Origin of the sequence: Pseudomonas sp. ADAK2, assembly GCF_012935755.1 — a bacterium.
GTDB lineage: Bacteria > Pseudomonadota > Gammaproteobacteria > Pseudomonadales > Pseudomonadaceae > Aquipseudomonas.
The window spans coordinates 5,490,829-5,509,744 of record NZ_CP052862.1 but is presented as its reverse complement, the minus strand read 5'-3'; the positions used below and the strand labels follow the sequence as shown (position 1 = coordinate 5,509,744).

General features: G+C 59.9%; 19 protein-coding genes and 4 tRNA genes. 15 read left to right on the top strand and 8 right to left on the bottom strand.

Annotated features, from left to right (window positions below; all coding sequences use genetic code 11):
* The first annotated feature begins 113 nt into the window (after nt 1-113).
* The 5 genes from acs (at nt 114) to HKK52_RS25315 (ending at nt 7,611) form a co-directional block, all read left to right on the top strand.
* Nucleotides 114-2,051, top strand: a complete 1,938-nt coding sequence (gene acs, locus HKK52_RS25335; RefSeq protein ID WP_169373037.1) for an acetate--CoA ligase — start codon at nt 114-116, stop codon at nt 2,049-2,051.
* Nucleotides 2,052-2,116: 65 nt separating this feature from the next.
* Complete coding sequence (locus tag HKK52_RS25330) at nt 2,117-2,989, top strand: oxygenase MpaB family protein (protein WP_169373036.1); 873 nt, start codon at nt 2,117-2,119, stop codon at nt 2,987-2,989.
* Between the two features lie 252 nt (nt 2,990-3,241).
* Nucleotides 3,242-4,258 (top strand): class I SAM-dependent rRNA methyltransferase, encoded by a 1,017-nt coding sequence (locus HKK52_RS25325; RefSeq protein WP_169373035.1) that lies wholly within the window; start codon nt 3,242-3,244, stop codon nt 4,256-4,258.
* A 114-nt stretch (nt 4,259-4,372) separates the two neighbouring features.
* A complete protein-coding gene (locus tag HKK52_RS25320) occupies nt 4,373-7,315 on the top strand; it encodes a DUF748 domain-containing protein (protein ID WP_169373034.1) in 2,943 nt (980 codons plus the stop codon).
* Nucleotides 7,315-7,611 (top strand): DUF2845 domain-containing protein, encoded by a 297-nt coding sequence (locus tag HKK52_RS25315; RefSeq protein ID WP_169373033.1) that lies wholly within the window; start codon nt 7,315-7,317, stop codon nt 7,609-7,611. The genes HKK52_RS25320 and HKK52_RS25315 overlap by 1 nt, the downstream gene beginning before the upstream one ends.
* Nucleotides 7,612-7,779: 168 nt before the next feature.
* On the opposite strand, the gene HKK52_RS25310 is transcribed toward HKK52_RS25315, so the two are convergent.
* Nucleotides 7,780-8,130 (bottom strand): BON domain-containing protein, encoded by a 351-nt coding sequence (locus HKK52_RS25310; protein WP_169373032.1) that lies wholly within the window; start codon nt 8,128-8,130, stop codon nt 7,780-7,782.
* 331 nt (nt 8,131-8,461) lie between these two features.
* Complete coding sequence (locus HKK52_RS25305; protein WP_169373031.1) at nt 8,462-8,863, bottom strand: pilin; 402 nt, start codon at nt 8,861-8,863, stop codon at nt 8,462-8,464.
* Between the two features lie 225 nt (nt 8,864-9,088).
* Here HKK52_RS25305 and pilB point away from each other — a divergent pair, with 225 nt between their 5' ends.
* From pilB to yacG, 5 genes are read left to right on the top strand one after another with little or no spacing between them, the layout of a single operon-like run.
* On the top strand, nt 9,089-10,789 hold the full coding sequence (gene pilB, locus HKK52_RS25300; protein WP_169373030.1) for a type IV-A pilus assembly ATPase PilB: 1,701 nt from the start codon (nt 9,089-9,091) through the stop codon (nt 10,787-10,789).
* Nucleotides 10,790-10,791: 2 nt separating this feature from the next.
* Nucleotides 10,792-12,009, top strand: a complete 1,218-nt coding sequence (locus tag HKK52_RS25295; protein ID WP_169373029.1) for a type II secretion system F family protein — start codon at nt 10,792-10,794, stop codon at nt 12,007-12,009.
* Nucleotide 12,010: 1 nt separating this feature from the next.
* Nucleotides 12,011-12,883, top strand: a complete 873-nt coding sequence (locus HKK52_RS25290; protein WP_169373028.1) for a prepilin peptidase — start codon at nt 12,011-12,013, stop codon at nt 12,881-12,883.
* Nucleotides 12,880-13,503: a dephospho-CoA kinase gene (gene coaE / locus HKK52_RS25285; RefSeq protein WP_169373027.1), complete on the top strand. Its 624-nt coding sequence runs from the start codon at nt 12,880-12,882 to the stop codon at nt 13,501-13,503. Before HKK52_RS25290 ends, coaE begins: the two co-directional genes overlap by 4 nt.
* Nucleotides 13,500-13,700, top strand: a complete 201-nt coding sequence (gene yacG, locus HKK52_RS25280; RefSeq protein WP_149661048.1) for a DNA gyrase inhibitor YacG — start codon at nt 13,500-13,502, stop codon at nt 13,698-13,700. The genes coaE and yacG overlap by 4 nt, the downstream gene beginning before the upstream one ends.
* A gap of 9 nt (nt 13,701-13,709) precedes the next feature.
* Here yacG and HKK52_RS25275 read toward each other — a convergent pair whose 3' ends face one another.
* Together HKK52_RS25275 and HKK52_RS25270 are read right to left on the bottom strand one after the other, a co-directional pair.
* Nucleotides 13,710-13,925, bottom strand: coding sequence for a hypothetical protein (locus HKK52_RS25275; protein WP_008033212.1), 216 nt, complete (start codon nt 13,923-13,925; stop codon nt 13,710-13,712).
* 63 nt (nt 13,926-13,988) lie between these two features.
* The gene (locus HKK52_RS25270; RefSeq protein ID WP_169373026.1) at nt 13,989-14,678 is read right to left on the bottom strand and encodes an energy-coupling factor ABC transporter permease; all 690 of its coding nucleotides are present in this window, start codon (nt 14,676-14,678) and stop codon (nt 13,989-13,991) included.
* Between the two features lie 134 nt (nt 14,679-14,812).
* On the opposite strand from HKK52_RS25270, the gene HKK52_RS25265 reads away from it, so the two are divergent.
* From HKK52_RS25265 to HKK52_RS25245, 5 genes are all read left to right on the top strand, one after another.
* Nucleotides 14,813-15,439 carry a DUF1780 domain-containing protein gene (locus tag HKK52_RS25265; RefSeq protein WP_008154887.1) on the top strand — a complete coding sequence of 209 codons (627 nt, stop codon included), beginning with the start codon at nt 14,813-14,815 and terminating at the stop codon, nt 15,437-15,439.
* Nucleotides 15,436-15,963: an MOSC domain-containing protein gene (locus HKK52_RS25260; protein ID WP_169373025.1), complete on the top strand. Its 528-nt coding sequence runs from the start codon at nt 15,436-15,438 to the stop codon at nt 15,961-15,963. Before HKK52_RS25265 ends, HKK52_RS25260 begins: the two co-directional genes overlap by 4 nt.
* Nucleotides 15,964-16,017: 54 nt before the next feature.
* The gene (locus HKK52_RS25255) at nt 16,018-16,191 is read left to right on the top strand and encodes a DUF3094 family protein (protein WP_054051322.1); all 174 of its coding nucleotides are present in this window, start codon (nt 16,018-16,020) and stop codon (nt 16,189-16,191) included.
* A 60-nt stretch (nt 16,192-16,251) separates the two neighbouring features.
* On the top strand, nt 16,252-17,550 hold the full coding sequence (locus tag HKK52_RS25250) for an NAD(P)/FAD-dependent oxidoreductase (protein ID WP_169373024.1): 1,299 nt from the start codon (nt 16,252-16,254) through the stop codon (nt 17,548-17,550).
* Between the two features lie 308 nt (nt 17,551-17,858).
* Nucleotides 17,859-18,257: an HvfA family oxazolone/thioamide-modified RiPP metallophore gene (locus HKK52_RS25245; protein ID WP_169373023.1), complete on the top strand. Its 399-nt coding sequence runs from the start codon at nt 17,859-17,861 to the stop codon at nt 18,255-18,257.
* Between the two features lie 195 nt (nt 18,258-18,452).
* On the opposite strand, the gene HKK52_RS25240 is transcribed toward HKK52_RS25245, so the two are convergent.
* The 4 genes from HKK52_RS25240 to HKK52_RS25225 form a co-directional block, all read right to left on the bottom strand.
* Nucleotides 18,453-18,529: transfer RNA gene (locus HKK52_RS25240), tRNA-Pro, on the bottom strand.
* A gap of 97 nt (nt 18,530-18,626) precedes the next feature.
* Nucleotides 18,627-18,702 (bottom strand) — tRNA-Lys (locus tag HKK52_RS25235).
* Between the two features lie 5 nt (nt 18,703-18,707).
* Nucleotides 18,708-18,784 (bottom strand) — tRNA-Pro (locus HKK52_RS25230).
* A 9-nt stretch (nt 18,785-18,793) separates the two neighbouring features.
* A tRNA-Asn gene (locus HKK52_RS25225) sits at nt 18,794-18,869 on the bottom strand.
* Nucleotides 18,870-18,916 lie beyond the last annotated feature (47 nt).

The window sequence follows — 18,916 nt, the reverse complement described above, 5'->3', positions numbered from 1 at the left end:
CTGCTTCGCGAGCAAGCTTCGCTCCTACAGGGTGGTGTTTATGTTCGGGCCTTGAACCCATTCGTCACTCGGCGCATCTTAATCTTGTCGCAAAACAAGAATAAGGAACCGTCATGTTCGATATCAGCACGTTCCCCAAAGCCGATGCCGTGCGCCGGGCTGCCAATTTGAGTCAGGACGACTACCATCGCCTGTACCGACAATCCATCGAACACCCCAGCACCTTCTGGGCCGAACAGGCCACGCGCTTTCTCGACTGGAGCGAACCGTGGCAAACCGTCCAGCGCTATAACCTGAAAACCGGAGAGGCCAGCTGGTTTGCCGGGGGCAAGCTGAACGTCAGTTACAACTGCATCGACCGTCACCTGGAAAAACGGGGCGATCAGATCGCAATCATCTGGGAAGGCGATGACCCCGCCGAATCCGCCCAGATCACTTACAAAAAACTCCATCACAACGTCTGCCGCCTGGCCAACGTGCTGAAAAGTCGTGGCGTGAAGAAAGGCGATCGGGTGTGCATCTACATGCCGATGATCCCCGAAGCGGCCTACGCCATGCTTGCCTGCACGCGGATCGGCGCGGTGCATTCGGTGGTGTTTGGCGGTTTTTCTCCGGACTCCGTACGCGACCGCATTCTCGACGCCGACTGTCGCACGGTGATCACCGCCGATGAAGGCGTGCGCGGTGGCAAGTTCGTGCCGCTGAAAGAGAAGGTCGACAAAGCACTGGAGAGCTGCCCGAACGTCAGCACCGTGATTGTGGTCGAGCGCACCCAGGGCGAAGTGAACTGGGTCGAAGGCCGCGACATCTGGTATCACCAGGCCCTGCGCGATGTCAGCGACGATTGCCCGCCGGAGCCGATGGACGCCGAAGACCCGCTATTCATCCTCTACACCTCCGGCAGCACCGGCAAACCCAAAGGCGTGCTGCACACCACCGGCGGTTACCTGCTGCAAGCGGCGATGACCTTCAAGTACGTGCTCGACTACCGTGACGGCGAAGTGTTCTGGTGCACCGCCGACGTTGGCTGGGTGACCGGCCACAGTTACATCGTCTACGGCCCGCTGGCCAACGGCGCGACCACGCTGATCTTCGAAGGCGTGCCGAGCTACCCCACCAGTTCGCGTTTCTGGCAGGTCATCGACAAACACCACGTCAACATCTTCTACACCGCGCCGACCGCCCTGCGCTCGCTGATGCGCGAAGGCGCCGAGCCGTTGAAGGAAACGTCCCGCGCGAGCCTCAGATTACTCGGCAGCGTCGGTGAGCCGATCAACCCCGAAGCGTGGGATTGGTATTTCAACGCGGTCGGCGAGCAGCGTTGCCCGATTGTCGACACCTGGTGGCAGACCGAAACCGGCGGCATCATGCTCAGCCCGCTGGTCAGCGCTCAGCGGATCAAACCGGGCTGCGCGACGCAGCCGATGTTCGGCGTGCAACCGGTATTGCTTGATGAGGTGGGCAAGGAAATCAAAGGCGCCGGCAGCGGTGTGCTGGCGATCAAATCGAGTTGGCCGGCGCAGATCCGCAGCGTTTATGGCGACCCGCAGCGCATGGTCGAAACCTACTTCAAGCCCTACCCCGGCTACTACTTCACCGGCGACGGCGCACGGCGCGACGAGGATGGCGACTACTGGATCACCGGGCGCATCGACGACGTGATCAACGTCTCCGGGCACCGCATCGGCACCGCCGAAGTGGAAAGCGCCCTGGTGCTGCACGACAGCATCGCCGAGGCGGCGGTGGTCGGTTATCCCCACGACGTCAAGGGCCAGGGCATCTACGCCTTCGTCACGCCCATGAACGGCACTGAACCCAACGACGAACTGAAGAAGGAACTGCTGGCCCACGTCAGCAAGGAAATCGGCAGCTTCGCCAAACCGGATCTGATTCAATGGGCGCCGGCCTTGCCGAAAACCCGTTCGGGCAAGATCATGCGGCGGATTCTGCGCAAGATCGCCTGCAACGAACTGGACAGCCTGGGCGACACTTCGACCCTGGCCGATCCGAGTGTGGTCCAGGACCTGGTCGATAAACGCCTGAACCAATAATCGCTTGTTTCAAAAGCCTGCGCGGTCGTTAATGGCCGCGCTTTCTTTTTCGCCACAGAGTCGCCATGGAATTTATCCGCAGCCGCATCGAAACCCAGCTCATGAGTCTGACCGGCCTGTCCTTGGGCAAGCTCGACCTGGAGAACCCCAAGGGCGATCCCGGCCTGTTCGGGCCCGATTCGGTGAGTTGGCAGGTGCATGGCGATTTCAGCAGCATGCTGATCGGCGGCATCAGTGCGCTGATGCTGCAAGCCTTGCACCCACTGGCCCTGGCCGGGGTCTGGGATCACTCGAATTTTCGCGAAGACATGATCGGCCGCTTGCGCCGCACCAGTCAGTTTATTTCCGGGACCACGTTCGGCTCGCGCAAGGACGCCGACTGGTTGATCGAGAAAGTCCGCACCATCCACCTGCAAGTGGTCGGCACCGCGCCAGATGGCCGGCCTTACGCCGCCAGCGATCCGGATTTGCTGACCTGGGTGCATGTCGCCGAGGTCAGCAACTTCCTTGCCGCGCATCTGCGTTATCGCAATCCGCACTTGTCGCTGGCGGATCAGGACCGTTACTACGCTGAAATCGCGGTAATCGCCGAACGCCTGGGCGCCCGTGATGTGCCGCGTAGCCGCAAAGAAATGGCCGAATACCTTGAGCGAATCCGTCCGCAACTGCTATGCGATGAGCGCAGTCGCGAGGTGTTGCGACTGCTGTTGAACGCACCCGCCCCCAGCCGCATGGCCAAGCCGTTTGGCGGCTTGATGATGCAGGCCGGGATCGATCTGCTGCCGGATTGGGCCAGTGACATGCTCGGCGTCAGCCAGAATCCGCTGCAACGCCAACTGATCCGCGCCAGTGTCAAACGCAGCGCACCGATGCTGCGCTGGGCGATGCGCAATGGATCGGTGCAGCGGGCGAAGCGGCGGATGGGGTTGTTGAACTGAACTCCGGCCGATAACGCGGTCGATCAGACAGACCGCGTGGCATTCTTCGCGGGCAAGCCTCGCTCCTATAGGTTGATCGCTGCGCATTGATCGTTCCCACGCTCTGCGTGGGAATGCAGCCCGGGACGCTCCGCGTCCCAGAAGCGGACGCAGAGTGTCCATCGAGGCATTACCACGCAGAGCGTGGGAACGATCGGCTCAGTAACTGTTAAACTCCCGCGCCAAATTCCCTCCTCCTGCAAGGCGCCCAGCATGTCTTCCTTGAATCAGGCGCTGCGCGCCGCCCTCGATCATCGCCAGGACCTGCTTGCCGAACTGCATGAGCAGGGCACCAACTGCTATCGCCTGTTCCATGGCAGCCAGGAAGGTGCCGGCGGCCTGACCATCGACCGCTACGGCCCGCAACTGCTGGTGCAAAGTTTTCACCAATCGCTGGAACGCGATGACCTGCTGCAACTGCACGAGACGATCAATCAACACCTGGGCCTCGAGCTGCTGCTGGTCTACAACGACCGCTCCCGGGGCAATTCGCGCATCGATCGCGAAGATACGGTCTACCGTGCCGACGAAGCCGCCCTGCAAGACCTGATCGGCCACGAATGGGGCCTCAACTACCGGGTTCGCGGTCGTCACGCCGGGCAAGACCCGCTGCTGTTCCTCGACCTGCGCAACACCCGCGGCTGGGTCAAGGATCACAGCAAGAATAAAAGCGTGCTGAACCTGTTCGCCTACACCTGCGGCGTCGGCCTGAGTGCGGCGGCCGGTGGTGCCAGTGAAGTCTGCAACCTCGACTTCGCTGAAGGCAACCTCGCCGTCGGCCGCGAAAACGGTCTGCTCAATCCGCAGCTGCCAACCATGGAATTCATCCAGTCCGATTATTTCCCGGCGATCCGCCAACTGGCCGGGCTGCCGATCAGCCAACGTCGCGGGCAGAAACTGCCGAGCTATCAGCGCCTGGAACAACGCCAGTACGATCTGGTATTGCTCGATCCGCCGGCCTGGGCCAAGAGCGCATTCGGCACCGTCGACCTGCTGCGCGACTATCAGAGCCTGCTGAAACCGGCGCTGCTGACCACCGCCGACAACGGCGTGCTGATCTGCTGCAACAACCTGGCGAAAGTCAGCATGGACGACTGGCGCGAGCAGGTATTGCGCTGTGCCGAGAAGGCCGGGCGGCCGGTACGGGAGTGGTCGGTGATGACACCGGGCGGCGATTTTCCGTCGATGGATCAGCAGCCACCGCTGAAAACCCTGATCCTGCAGCTCTAACGCTGGGAAATTTCCTACACTTCTTTCTGAACAAACCTGAAGAGGGCGTGTACTTCGGAACCGAAAACGCATGCCATACTCCAAGGCACTCCGATCAGACAAATGAAGCCGCACATGCCCAAAGGATTGATTCGCGCTATCGGCGCCCTGTTGACTGCTCTGGCCCTCTACAGCCTGCTGGGGTTCCTGATTTTGCCAGGCATCGCCTTGCGGATCGCCAACCAGCAGTTAGCCAACTACGCCACGACGCCCGCCCATATCCAGCGGATCGAACTCAATCCGTTCAGCCTTGAAGTAACCCTGTGGGGCCTGATCATCGGTGAACCGGGCAAGGAACAGGTCGGCTTCGAGCGGCTCTACGCCAACTTGCAGATCGACAGCCTGTGGACCAAGGCACTGCACCTGTCCGATATCGAACTGGACAAACCCAAGACCGAAATCCTCTTCGGCAAGGACGGCAAACTCAACCTGCTTGGCCTGTTCAAGATTCCCGCCAGCGAACCGACCCCGGCCGACCCGGACGCCAAACCGTTCCCGCTGCGGGTCGAGCGGATCAAACTGGCCGGCGGCTATGTGCACTTCCAGGATGCGCGCCCCAGCGAGCCCATCGAATTCCTTTACGACAAACTCGATTTCGAGCTGAAGAACCTCAGCACCCTGCCCGACGACAACGCCGACATGACTTTGGTCGCGGCCGGCCCGTCGGGCGGGCAGATCGACTGGACCGGCAATTTCAGCCTGATCCCGATCGCCTCCGAAGGTAAATTGAAAGTCACCGACGGCCAGATGAAAGTCTGGTGGCCGTACGTCCGTGACGCGCTGCCGCTGGCTCTGGAAAACGGTGTGCTGAACCTGAGCACCGACTATAAGCTCAACCTGGCCAAGGAAACCGAACTGCTGCTGAGTAACGTCGCGGTCAGCGTCGCGCCGTTTGCCATCAATGCGCCGGACGGTCGGCCGCTGGTGAAACTCCAACGCCTGGACGTCAGTGACACCACCGTCGACCTGGCCAAGCAGCAAGTGGTAGTCGGCAAGATCCGCAGTAACAAACTGGAAACCTGGGCCGCCCTGGAAGCGGATGGGCAGCTGGATTGGCAGAAACTGTTCGCCAGCCAACCGTCCAAGGCAGCGGTGAAGGCCAAGGCAGAACCCGCCACTGCACCGGCCGCAGCCGATTCACCGCCCCCGGCACCCGCCGCGCCGAGCAAACCCTGGCAGGTGCTGCTCAAAGACGTGCAACTGCGCGATTATCAGGTGCATCTGGCCGACCGCAAGGCACAACCGCCCGTGGCGCTGGAAGTCGGCCCGCTGAACCTGGACCTGCAGAACTTCGACAGCCTCAATGGCTCGCCTTTCAATCTCAAGCTCGACACCGGCCTGGGCAAGCAGGGCAAGATCACCGCAGACGGCCAGGTCAATCTGGCACCGGTCAGCGCCAAGCTGAAAGTGCAGACCAAGGACATCGACCTGCGGGTCGCCCAGTCTTACATCACCCCGTTCATTCGCCTTGAACTGCGCAGCGGCATGCTCGGCAGCGACCTGGCGGTTGACCTGAAAAGCACCGACCCGCTGGCGTTCAGCGTGACCGGCCGCGCCCAGGTCGATCAGTTGCACACCCTCGACACCCTGAAAACCCGCGACTTCCTCAAGTGGCAGCAATTGGTGCTCGAAGGCCTGAACTATCAGCACGGCGACAGCCTGTCGATCGACAAGGTCAACCTGTTCCAGCCGTATGCGCGCTTCATGATCAACGATGACCGCACCACCAACATCGATGACCTGCTGGTCCCACAGCCGCCCGACGCCGGCGCCAAGACTGCCGCAGCCAAACCGGCGGCCAGCAAGGACAAACCGCTGGGCATCCATATCGGCGGCATTGCCATCAATGACGGCTCGGCAAACTTCGCCGACTTCAGCCTGACCCCGAACTTCGCCACCGCCGTGCAACAACTCAACGGTGCGATCGGCACCATCGACAGCCGCCAGGCAAAACCGGCCAGTGTCGACATCAAGGGCAAGGTCGACCGCTATGCACCAGTGACCATCAAGGGCGCGGTCAACCCGTTCGACCCGATGGCCAGCCTCGACATCGCCACCAGTTTCAAACGCGTAGAGCTGACCACCCTCACGCCCTACTCCGGCAAATTTGCCGGCTACCGCATCCGCAAGGGCCGGCTCAATCTCGACCTGCATTATCTGATCACCAAGGGCCAGCTCAAGGCTGAAAACAAAGTGGTGGTCGAGCAACTGCAACTCGGTGAAAAGGTCGACAGCCCGGATGCCACGAGCCTGCCGCTGAAACTGGCGATCGCCCTGCTCAAGGACGTCGACGGCAAGATTTCCATCGAGCTGCCAGTGTCCGGCGACTTGAACAACCCGCAGTTCAGCGTCATGCCGATTGTCTGGCAGACCCTGCGCAACCTGATCGTCAAAGCCGCCGCAGCACCGTTCAAAATGATTGGCGGGCTGATCAGCGGTGGCGGCTCGGAAGACCTGGGCACCGTATCGTTTGCAGCAGGCTCCAGCGACCTGAGCAAGGAGGCCGAGGCCTCGCTGATCAAACTCTCCGGTGCACTCAAGGAACGCCCGGCCCTGCGCCTGGAAATCGAAGGCACCGCGGCGCAAAGCAGCGATGGCCCGTTGATCGCCGAGCAACGCCTGGAGCGCGAATACCAGTACAACTACTACAAGATGCTCCAGCGCCGCGGCGACAAAGTCCCAGCCCAGGCATCCCTGCTGCAAGTGCCGGAGGGCGAGAAAGGTCCGCTGCTGGAAGGGATCTACCGCACGCGCCTCAAGACCCAGCCGCCGGCTGAATGGAAAGATCTGGGCAAGGAAGAACGTACCGCGAAAATGCGTGCTGACGTGATTAAGTTCTGGGCTTCCAGCGACGTGCTGTTGCGTCAACTGGGCCAGGATCGCGCCAGCAGCATCAAGGACTTCCTGGTGGACAAGGCGCAGATGGCCGATGACCGCGTGTACTTTATCGACGCCAACCTTGGCGAAGCGCAAAGCGACGGTCGGGTCATTACGCCGATGCATCTGGACGCCGAGTGATGGGCGCGCGCTGGCTGCTGAGCCTGGCCCTGGCACTTGCGGCGGGCCAGGCCTCGGCAGCCGATACCCTGCGCTGTGGCAGCCAGTTGATCAGCGTCGGCGACAGGTCCAGCGAAGTGCTGCAGAAATGCGGACAGCCCGTGGCCCGGGATGTGCTGGGCTATAAGCGCAGCGCCAACCGGCGGGAAGAGTTCCAGGTCGAGGAATGGACCTACGGCCCCAACAGCGGGATGTATCAGTACCTGCGGTTTGAAGGTAATCGATTGGTGCAGATCACCAGCAAGCGCGGTCATTAAAGATTAAAAGCTTTTACGGCCCTGAATAGAACAGGCCCCCGACTCGAATGTCGGAGGCCTGTAATGGCCACATCCTTATGGCCGTCGCATGAACTCTCCAGAGGCGGCAGACGTATGACTCGGCTCGTCTGCCACGCCTTCTCCCGGTTCAGGCGGAGAAGTCTTGCCTTACTCGGCTTTCAGGCCGTCAGCGGAGACCGCTTGGACGCCTTTGATTTTCTTGGCGATAGCCACGGCCGTGGTTTTCTGAGCGTCAGTCACCGCAACAGTGGACGACAGGGACACAACGCCTTTGTTGGTTTCGACTTTGATGTCGGTGCCAGGAATGCCTTTCTCGGTAACCAGATCAGCTTTCACTTTAGTAGTGATCCAGGTATCCGAAGTAGCTTCTTTAGCCTCGGTCACTTCACCCGCCGCCAGAGTCATCGGAGCCTGGGTGACAGGGGTGGTCTGTGCAAAAGCTGCACCGGCCATGGTCAGGGTCAGCGCGGTAGCAGTAGCGATAGCGAACTTCTTCATACGAGTAACTCCTGTTTTTCTTCAAAGTCTGCTGCGTGTCTTGTCAGCAGGGTTACTGGGTATATTGCGAACGCTGTGCCAAGTTTGAGACGGCTAAATAACCGTTATAAATCAACGACTTAACAAAACAGACAATTTTCGAAATCATGCAAATTGCATGAGTTACGCGTTATCGACATGCAAGTTGCAGGTTTTGACGTGGGCCTAAGGCCATGAATTTGCGAAGGTTTTATTTTTACGTCCCCCCCGCATCGAATCCTCAAACCATCAGCAAAAAAAACCCCGCCTCTTGAGAGGCGGGGCTGGGTCGTCTACCAATAATTAGCTGCCATTAGCCATGAGGGCAACCCGCTGGGGCGAAATCGGCGGCGGCGCTGGTTTTGCAAGACCAGCCCGACGTGACATCACGAGTCAGGGTAATCGTCGCAGCGGACACCTGCGCTGGCGCACCTACGAGCGTGCAGATGATGCCAGCAGGGCTTGCCGAGACGGTAATGGTGCAATTTTGCGTGGTGGCAGCCGAAGTGATGTCAGCAACGGCTGGGGCAGCCGTACCCGAGTTGACCTTGTCTTCATAATTCACTTTAAGCGCCGAAAGCTCCGCCACCCCCGCCGTCACTTTCGCCCGCGCCTGATACTTCGAGTACGCCGGAATGGCGAACGTCGCCAGAATCCCGATGATCGCCACCACGATCAACAGCTCGATCAACGTAAAACCTTTCTGAGTGTTCATAGACAAGCTCCATGCATGAGTCGGAATCTCATGATCTGAATAAGCCCCAGCATGCTCCGTGCCAAGCCTTCCGGGCCCTGCACACGGGGCGCGAAGAGTCGCAAACGACCTTTCCTACTCCCTGGAACCGCACTATCTGACACTTTTTGTCACCTCAACACCGCTGGTTTCGCTGCATCCCTTGACTAGGCTATAAGTCATGAACTGTCTGCGTCCGGTATCCCCATGAATGACATCGCCCTTAGCGGTCTGGCCAAGCAATTGGTGCTGGCCGAACTGCTCACTGACAAAAGCGCGCAACAGGCGTATCAGCAAGCCCAACGCAATCACATTTCCCTGGTCAGCTACCTGGTGCAGAACAAACTGGTGAAAAGCCGGCAGGTGGCGGAGATTGCCTCGGAACATTTCGGCATGGCCTTGCTGGATCTCCACTGCCTGGACAAGGAAACCCAGCCCAAGGGCCTGGTCAGCGAGAAGCTGGTCCGCCAGCACCACGCCCTGCCCCTTTGGCGGCGCGGCAATAAATTGTTCGTGGGGATTTCCGACCCGACCAACCATCAGGCGATCAACGATATCCAGTTCAGCACCGGGCTGAGCACCGAAGCCATCCTGGTCGAAGACGACAAGCTCAGCGACGCCATCGAGAAATTCTTCGACAGCCACACCACCGGCCTGGAAGACATGGCCGACGTTGACCTCGATGGCCTGGACATTGAATCGATCGACGACAAGCATCAGGACTCCATCCCCGGCCAGGACGCCGATGATGCGCCGGTGGTGCGCTTCGTCCACAAGATGCTGCTGGATGCGATCAAGAGCGGCTCTTCCGACTTGCACTTCGAGCCCTACGAAAAAACCTACCGGGTGCGGATGCGCACCGACGGCATTCTGCGCGAAGTGGCCAAGCCACCGATTCAACTGGCCGGCCGCATTGCCGCCCGGCTCAAGGTCATGGCCAGCCTCGACATCTCCGAACGACGGCGACCGCAGGACGGACGGATCAAGATGCGCCTGTCCAAGAGCAAGTCCATCGACTTCCGGGTCAACACCCTGCCAACCCTGTGGGGCGAAAAAGTGGTGATCCGGATCCTCGACCCGTCCAGCGCGCAGATGGGCGTCGACGCCCTCGGCTACGAGCCGGACCAGAAAGCCCTGTTCATGGCCGCGCTCAAGCAGCCCCAAGGGATGATCCTGGTCACCGGCCCCACCGGTTCGGGTAAAACCGTGTCGCTGTATACCGGGCTGAATATTCTTAATACCGTGGACATCAACATCTCTACCGCCGAAGACCCGGTGGAGATCAACATGGAAGGCATCAATCAGGTCAACGTCAATCCCAAGCAAGGCCTGGATTTCGCCCAGGCCCTGCGCTCGTTCCTGCGTCAGGACCCGGACGTGATCATGGTCGGCGAGATCCGTGACCTCGAAACCGCCGAAATAGCGATCAAGGCCGCCCAGACCGGGCACCTGGTGCTGTCGACCCTGCACACCAACAGCGCCGCCGAAACCCTCACCCGCCTGCACAACATGGGCATCCCCGGCTTCAACATCGCTACGTCGGTGAGCCTGATCATCGCCCAGCGCCTGGCACGTAAACTGTGCAGTCATTGCAAGACGCCGATCGAGATTCCCCGGGAGGCGCTGATCAAGGAGGGCTTCCCCGAGGAACGCATCGGCTCTTTCACGATCTATGAGCCCGTCGGTTGCGATCACTGCAACAACGGTTACAAAGGGCGAATCGGGATTTATGAAGTGGTGAAGAACACCCCGGACCTGCAACGGCTGATCATGGCCGAGGGCAACTCCCTGGAAATCGAGATCCAGATGCGCAAGGACGGCTTCAACGATCTGCGTACTTCGGGGCTGATCAAGGCCATGCAAGGCATCACCAGCCTTGAAGAAATCAACCGGGTCACCAAGGACTGAACATGGCGGTCAAGGCAGCAAAAATCAGCGTCTACGCCTGGGAAGGCATGGACAAGAAAGGCACGAAAATGAGCGGCGAGCTGAGCGGCCTGAACCCGGCGCTGATCAAGGCACAGCTACGCAAGCAAGGGATTAACCCGGGCAAGGTGCGCAAGAAGTCCGCGTCGATTTTCAGCCTGGGCAAACGCATCAAGGCCCAGGACATTTCTTTGTTCACCCGGCAGATGGCGACCATGATGAAGGCCGGCGTGCCGTTGCTGCAGTCGTTCGACATCATTGGCGAAGGCTTCGACAACCCGGCCATGCGCAAGCTGGTGGATGAGGTGAAACAGGAAGTTGCAGCCGGAAACAGCTTCGCCGCCTCTTTGCGCAAGAAACCGCAATATTTCGACGAGTTGTACTGCAACCTGGTGGACGCCGGTGAACAGGCCGGGGCCCTGGATACGCTGCTGGATCGGGTGGCGACCTATAAGGAAAAGAGCGAAAGCCTCAAGGCCAAGATCAAGAAAGCCATGACCTATCCGCTGGCCGTGGTGTTCGTCGCGATCATCGTCACCGGGATTCTGCTGGTCAAGGTGGTGCCGCAGTTCAAGACCGTGTTCGCCGGGTTTGGCGCCGAGCTGCCGGGTTTCACGGTGATGGTCATCAGCCTGTCGGAGTTCATGCAGGAATGGTGGTGGGTCATGCTCGGCGCGCTGGCCGCAGCGATCTTCGGTGTGCGTCGCGCCTTCAAAAAATCCCAGACCTTTCGCGATCGGGTGGACACCTGGCTGTTGAAAGTGCCCTTGGTCGGCACGCTGATGTACAAGTCCGCCGTCGCCCGCTATGCCCGCACGCTATCGACCACATTCGCCGCCGGGGTGCCGCTGGTGGATGCCCTGGAATCGGTAGCCGGCGCTACCGGCAATATTGTGTTCAAGCGCGCGGTGCTGCGCATCAGGCAGGACGTGTCGACCGGCATGCAGCTGAATTTCGCCATGCGCACCTCCGGCGTGTTCCCGAACATGGCGATCCAGATGGCGGCCATTGGCGAAGAGTCCGGCGCCCTGGACGATATGCTCGACAAGGTCGCCAGCTTCTACGAGGACGAAGTCGACAACATGGTCGACAACCTCACCAGCCTGATGGAACCGTTCATCATGGTGGTACTGGGTGTTGTCGTCGGCGGCCTGGTGGTTGCGATGTACCTGCCCATTTTCCAACTCGGCTCAGCGATCTGACATGCCCTTGATCGACTACTTGACCCTCTATCCGCTGGCCTTCGTGATCTTTGCGCTGGTGCTCGGCCTGGTGATCGGCAGCTTCCTCAACGTGGTGGTCTGGCGCCTGCCGAAAATGCTCGAACGGGAATGGCGAGTGCAGGCCCACGATGTTCTGGGCTTGCCCAGTGAAACGCCACTGCCGACCTATAACCTGATGCTGCCCCATTCCCAGTGCCCGCACTGCGCCCACCGGATCCGTGCCTGGGAAAACATTCCAGTGCTCAGCTATCTGTTGCTGCGCGGTCGCTGTTCGAACTGCGCCGCATCGATCAGCAAGCGCTACCCACTGACCGAACTGGCCTGCGGCCTGCTCTCGGCATTCGTCGCCTGGCATTTCGGTTTCGGCTGGCCTGGCGGCCTGATGCTGGTACTGACTTGGGGCCTGTTGGCCATGAGCCTGATCGATGCCGAGCATCAACTGTTACCCGACGTGCTGGTGCTGCCGTTGTTGTGGCTGGGGCTGATCGTCAACAGCTTCGAGCTGTTCGTGCCCTTGCACGATGCCTTGTGGGGTGCGGTGATCGGCTACATGGCGCTGTGGTCGGTGTTCTGGCTGTTCAAGCTGATCACCGGCAAGGACGGCATCGGCCATGGCGACTTCAAGCTGTTGGCGATGCTGGGGGCCTGGGGCGGTTGGCAGATCCTGCCGCTGACCATCCTCCTGTCATCGCTGGTGGGGGCGATGCTCGGGGTGATTTTGCTGCGCTTGCGGAACGCGAAAACCTCCACGCCGATTCCCTTCGGTCCCTATCTGGCAATTGCCGGCTGGATTGCATTGCTCTGGGGTGGTCAAATAACCGGCTTCTATTGGCAGTTTGTCGGTTTGAAATGAATACCCCTGTGGAAAAACCCTGGATTCTCGGCCTGACCGGCGGCATCGGCAGCGGCAAAAGCGCGGCGGCCCAGCACTTCATCGACCTTGGTGTGCATGTGGTGGACGCCGATCACGCGTCACGCTGGGTGGTGGAACCGGGGCGTCCGGCGCTGGCGAAAATCGCCGAACACTTCGGCCCCGGCGTGCTGCAAGCCGATGGCCAACTGGATCGCGCGGTGCTGCGCAAACTGATCTTCGAAGTCCCGGAGGAACGCCGCTGGCTCGAAGCGTTGCTGCATCCGCTGATCGCCGAGGAAATCGTTACCCACCTGGCCAAGGCACAATCGCCTTACGCGATTCTGGTGTCGCCGCTGTTGATCGAGTCCGGGCAGTACGCCATGACCCAACGGGTGCTGGTGATCGACGCGCCGGAACAACTACAGATCGAACGCACCCTGCAGCGTGACCAGACCAGCGAGCAACAGGTCCAGGCGATCCTCAAGGCCCAATCCAGCCGCCAGGATCGCGTGAGCCATGCCGACGACGTGGTGGTCAATGACCGCGACCTCGCCTGGCTGCACAGCGAGGTCGAACGCCTGCATCACTTTTACCTTACTTTGCGTGGAGGCCAGTCATGAGCCCAATCTCGACCGTCGAATGCCCGACTTGCGGTGCACCCGTTGAATGGAAACCGGAAAACGTGTTCCGGCCATTCTGTTCGGACCGTTGCAAACTGATCGACCTCGGCGCCTGGGCGTCGGAAGAACACAAGATCCCGGTGAGCCCGGATGCCGAGGACGACCTGTTCAGCGAAGACTTCGAGCCGCGTCACTGATCACTACGATTAGGGCCGCATAAAGCCGTAGTCCTGACCGTCATCGAGGTTCTCGGCGAGAAACTGCAACTCATCCGCCAGGTCCTCGACACTGCGCACCGCCTTGCTCTGTTGCACCACCGCACTGAGCAAGGCGCGCAGGCTCAACCCCGGATCAAACCCAACTTCCTGTGCCGCATCCAGACTGTGACGCAACTCCTGCCTTGCCCATTCGTAAACGCTCATATTGGTGCTCCTGAAGGTTTTGCCGAGCATGAGTTCGCGGGCGTCAAACCGGTTTGATGTGGATCAAGACTTGGGATCGTCGTCTTTCCAGGGCGCCGAAAGGTAACGGGTGCGGTTGAAGGTCTCCAGCCACTCGGGACTGAACACCACCAGCGCGCTGATGATCATGCCGTTGATAAACGCCTCGGGAAAGATCAGCAGCCACAGGTAACCGACAAAATCTTCCAGCCAGTACGGCATCTCGAAACGCTCGTCGAACCACAGCAGCCATAAGGCCAGCAACAGGCACAACAAGGCCGACAGCGCGGCGGCAAAGAAGCCGGAAACGAAGATATACACAAAGGGATTACGCGGTTGCGCCCGCTCGACGAGGATCGCGCAGCATTCCGTCACCAGCACCGGCAGCAGAATAATCAACGCGCCATTCACCCCGACAGCCGCCAGATCCTGCCGCCCAAGCAGCACCAGCCCCAGTTGCGCCACCAGCGCGCCGACAATCGCCAGCGGCCAGTCCAGCAACAACGTCACCGCGGTCATGCCGATAAAGTGATAGGACACGCCCGTATCGAAATCCCGTCGCACCAGCCACAACATGAACAGCGCGAACACCGTGCCGAACAGCAAATGCTGGCGACGACTGTCGGTGAACAGCTCGACCCATGGCACACGGCAGATCGCCCAGATCAGCACGGGTACATAAATCAGCCAGCCTACGGTCAGGCTCCCTGACGACAGCAGCTCGGCGCCGATCATGACGACTTCTCCCTGGATGGCACGACACACTCCTTGTTGGGTTACGGCTCCCTGCCAGCATACACCGGCGCAAAAGTGGCTCCAGTGAATGCAAAGCTTTCTGCTTGTCGCATTTGAACGCTAAGCTTGGGCCTATGGATGACTCAGATTATTTACGCCTGCTGACCATCGCGGCCGAGCAAGCCAACGCGTTCCTGTCCAATGCCCGCAAATGGGAGCGTGAGCGTTGGGTCTGCCAGCGCCTGCTGCAAGGCCTGAACATTCCCTATCGCGCCGACGAATTTGCCCCAGCCGGGGAGCCGCCGGACGTGTTGTTTCGCGATGCCAGTTTCGAGGTGTTCTTCGTCCTCGACGAAGGCCGGCGCCTCAACGATGAATGGCGCGACGAGCTGCAACGACGACGCAGCGCGTTTTCCCTGAGTTCGCTGGTGCGTCGCGAGGCCAAGCCCCGACGCATTCCAGCCAATGAATTCTTGCTGAGACTGGCGCCGACCTTGCGCAAAAAAGCCCACAACTACAAAGAGCGCGGCATGGATTTGGGCGAGCTGGACATCATCGCCTTCGCCAGTCTCAAGCGCGAAGTGCTGGACCTCAACAGCCATTTCCCGCCGCCCACCGAATACCTGCGCCAGGGCTGGCGCTCGTTGTCTCTGGTCGGGCCGACATTCGCCCGGGTGCTGTTCGCCCATCCCGATGCCCCGGACTTTTTGCGCAGTAACCTCGGCCGCAGCATCGTCTTCGACGTCGGGATCAGCCTGTGAGCCCGTTGCAGGAATTGATTGCCGAAGTCCCGCAAATTGGCCGTGTGCGCTGGATCGGCGTGCGCCCGGCGTCCCATGTGCCGATGATTGAACTCGAGGTCGTGGAAGCGCGGCTTGAGGCCGGTTTGACCGGTGACAAGGCCCGCCCCGGCGTACGCAATGCGCGGCAGGTGACGCTGATTCAGTGGGAGCACCTGGCGGTGATCAGTTCGCTGATGGGACGCCCGGAGGATCAACCGGTGCTGCCGGGTGAATTGCGGCGCAACCTGGTGATCAGCGGCATCAACCTGTTCAGCCTAAAGGGTCGGCGCTTCAAGATCGGCCAGGCGATTTTCGAAACCACCGGCTGGTGCCAACCCTGCGCCCGCCTGCAAAACAACCTCGGCCCCGGGACCTTTCAGGCCGTGCGCGGACATGGCGGAATCACTGCCCGAGTGTTACAAAGTGGGATCATTCGACTGGACGATACGGTGAGCGTCGAGCCCATTCCCGACACCGGCTATGCTCCGTTCAACGTTCGTTAAATCAGCCTGTAGCTTCTACACATTCAGCAACGTCTACCCCTGACGAGGCCCAATATGACCAGCCGCCTGAACCCCGACGACCAAAAGCATGTCGAAGAGTACCTGCACTTGTCCCAGCACCGAGTCGAGCGCCGGCCTTTCCGGCCTTGGATGCTCCTGGTGCTGGTGCTGGCAGTGACCATTGGTTTGGGCCTGCTGAGCCGACTTATCGGTTACCTGACGCTATGAGCTGCCTTGCGCTCGCGGGGGTGACCGCACCGATTTCTTTTAGCCTTGCGAGATATCCCCATGACTCACCGTATTGTTATCGTTGGCGGCGGCGCCGGCGGTCTGGAGTTGGCTACCCGTCTGGGTAAGACTCTGGGCAAGCGCGGCACGGCCAGTGTGATGCTGGTCGACGCGAACCTGACCCACATCTGGAAACCGCTGTTGCATGAAGTGGCGGCCGGGTCGCTGAACTCTTCCGAAGACGAACTCAACTATGTTGCCCAGGCCAAATGGAACCACTTCGAGTTCCAGCTCGGGCGCATGAGCGGGCTCGACCGCGCGTCGAAAAAAATTCAGTTAGCGGCGACCTACGACGAAGCCGGCATTGAATTGGTCCCGGCGCGCGAGGTGGGTTACGACTCGCTGGTGATTGCCGTCGGCAGCACCACCAACGATTTCGGCACCCAGGGCGCGGCGCAGCATTGCCTGTTCCTCGACACCCGCAAACAGGCCGAGCGCTTCCACCAGCAATTGCTCAACCACTACCTGCGTGCCCATGCCGGGCAAACCGATGTCGTGGAGCAGATCAGCGTGGCCATCGTCGGTGCCGGTGCGACTGGCGTCGAATTGGCAGCAGAACTGCACAACGCCGCCCATGAACTGGCGGCCTACGGTCTGGACCGGATCAAACCGGAAAACATGCACATTACCCTGATCGAAGCCGGGCCCCGGGTGTTGCCTGCCCTGCCGGAACGTATCGGCGGTCCTGTGCATAAAACCCTGGAGAAACTCGGGGTCAATGTGATGACCAACGCGGCGGTCAGCGAAGTCACGGCCGAAAGCCTGATCACCGCCGACGGCAAAGTGATCAATGCGAGCCTGAAAGTCTGGGCCGCCGGGATTCGTGCGCCGGGTTTCCTCAAGGACATCGACGGCCTGGAAACCAACCGCATCAATCAGCTGCAAGTGCTGCCGACCCTGCAAACCACCCGCGACGAAAACATCTTCGCCTTCGGTGACTGCGCCGCCTGCCCGCAACCGGGCACCGACCGCAACGTACCGCCGCGCGCCCAGGCTGCGCATCAGCAAGCGTCGTTGCTGGCCAAATCGCTAAAGCTGCGGATCGAAGGCAAGACCTTGCCGGAGTACAAGTACACCGACTACGGCTCGCTGATCTCGCTGTCGCGTTTTTCGGCTGTGGGTAACTTGATGGGCAACCTCACTGGCAGCGTGATGCTGGAAGGCTGGCTGGCGCGGATGTTTTACGTGTCGTTGTACCGAATGCACCAGATGGCGCTGTATGGCGCGTTTCGTACGGCGATGTTGATGCTCGGGAGCAAGATTGGACGTGGGACTGAGCCGCGACTGAAGCTGCATTAAGATATTCAGCGTCAGATAGGGCCTCTTCGCGGGCAAGCCTCGCTTCTACAGGATGATGACCGTAGGAGCGAGGCTTGCTCGCGAATGGGGCGCCGCGATTCAACTTCCTGACACTTGTGTGTCTCACTGTATCCCGCCCCGCCTTTCCCCCCCTTCGCTTACAAACTCCCCCTTGCACGACACAGAAGCGATACACCCGCACCGTTAAATGGCCACACCCGAGCAAGGCACCGCCTGCTTCGGTTAACGCCGCAATAACGCGGCACCCTTTATCGAGCGGTTGTGTCGTGCAACCCAGGAGATTTCAAATGTCCCGTACCACTAAAAACACTATCGGTCTGCTCGGCGCTGTTTTGGCTGGCGGCATGATGTTGACCGGCTCCGTGTTCGCTTCCCAGCCGCTGACCCAAGGCTACCTGCTGGCCTCCGCCGAACAGGTCGTGAAGACGCCTGAAGGCAAGTGTGGTGAAGGCAAATGTGGCGATGCGTCGATGGCCAAGACCGACACTGATGGCGATGGCAAAGTCTCCCGTGCCGAATTCCAGGCCGTCGCGCCGAAGTCCAACTTCGACAAAATCGACAAAAACCACGATGGCTTCATCGACGAGCAAGAGGCTTTCGACAACGTGAAAGCCAACTTCGAAGCCAACGGCAAGAAAATGCCAAAAGGTCTGTTCGAACACCTGAAAGACCAAGACGGCGCCTAAGCCTCAGAACAAACAAGCCGCGCATTCCTCGACGGGAAGCGCGGCTTTTTTGCGTCTGGCGGATTTATACCCGAAAGCGCTGGACCAGTTCTGACAGCTTATGGCTCGTATTGGCAAGTTGACGAGATTTGAAGGAGCTTGCTTTCCAGCAGACAAAAAAAATCCCCGTATCTTTCGATACGAGGATTTTTAATATGGTCGGGGTAAGGGGATTCGAACTCCTGACATCCTGCTCCCAAAGCAGGCGCGCTACCGGACTGCGCTATACCCCGGTAAAAAAAAGGCGACCTTTCAGTCGCCTTCTTCTTCGATCAGCGCTTTTGGCCTCTGATCTTAAGATCTGATCCCAGCGTTAACTGGTTTCAAAAATGGTGGGTCGTGTGGGATTCGAACCTACGACCAATTGGTTAAAAGCCAACTGCTCTACCAACTGAGCTAACGACCCAAAAATGGTCGGGGTAAGGGGATTCGAACTCCTGACATCCTGCTCCCAAAGCAGGCGCGCTACCGGACTGCGCTATACCCCGGTTTGAAATTGGCTCCGTGACCAGGACTCGAACCTGGGACCCAATGATTAACAGTCATTTGCTCTACCGACTGAGCTATCACGGAACTACATATTTCAATTTACAACGGTGAAGCTTGCTGCATCTCTCGAC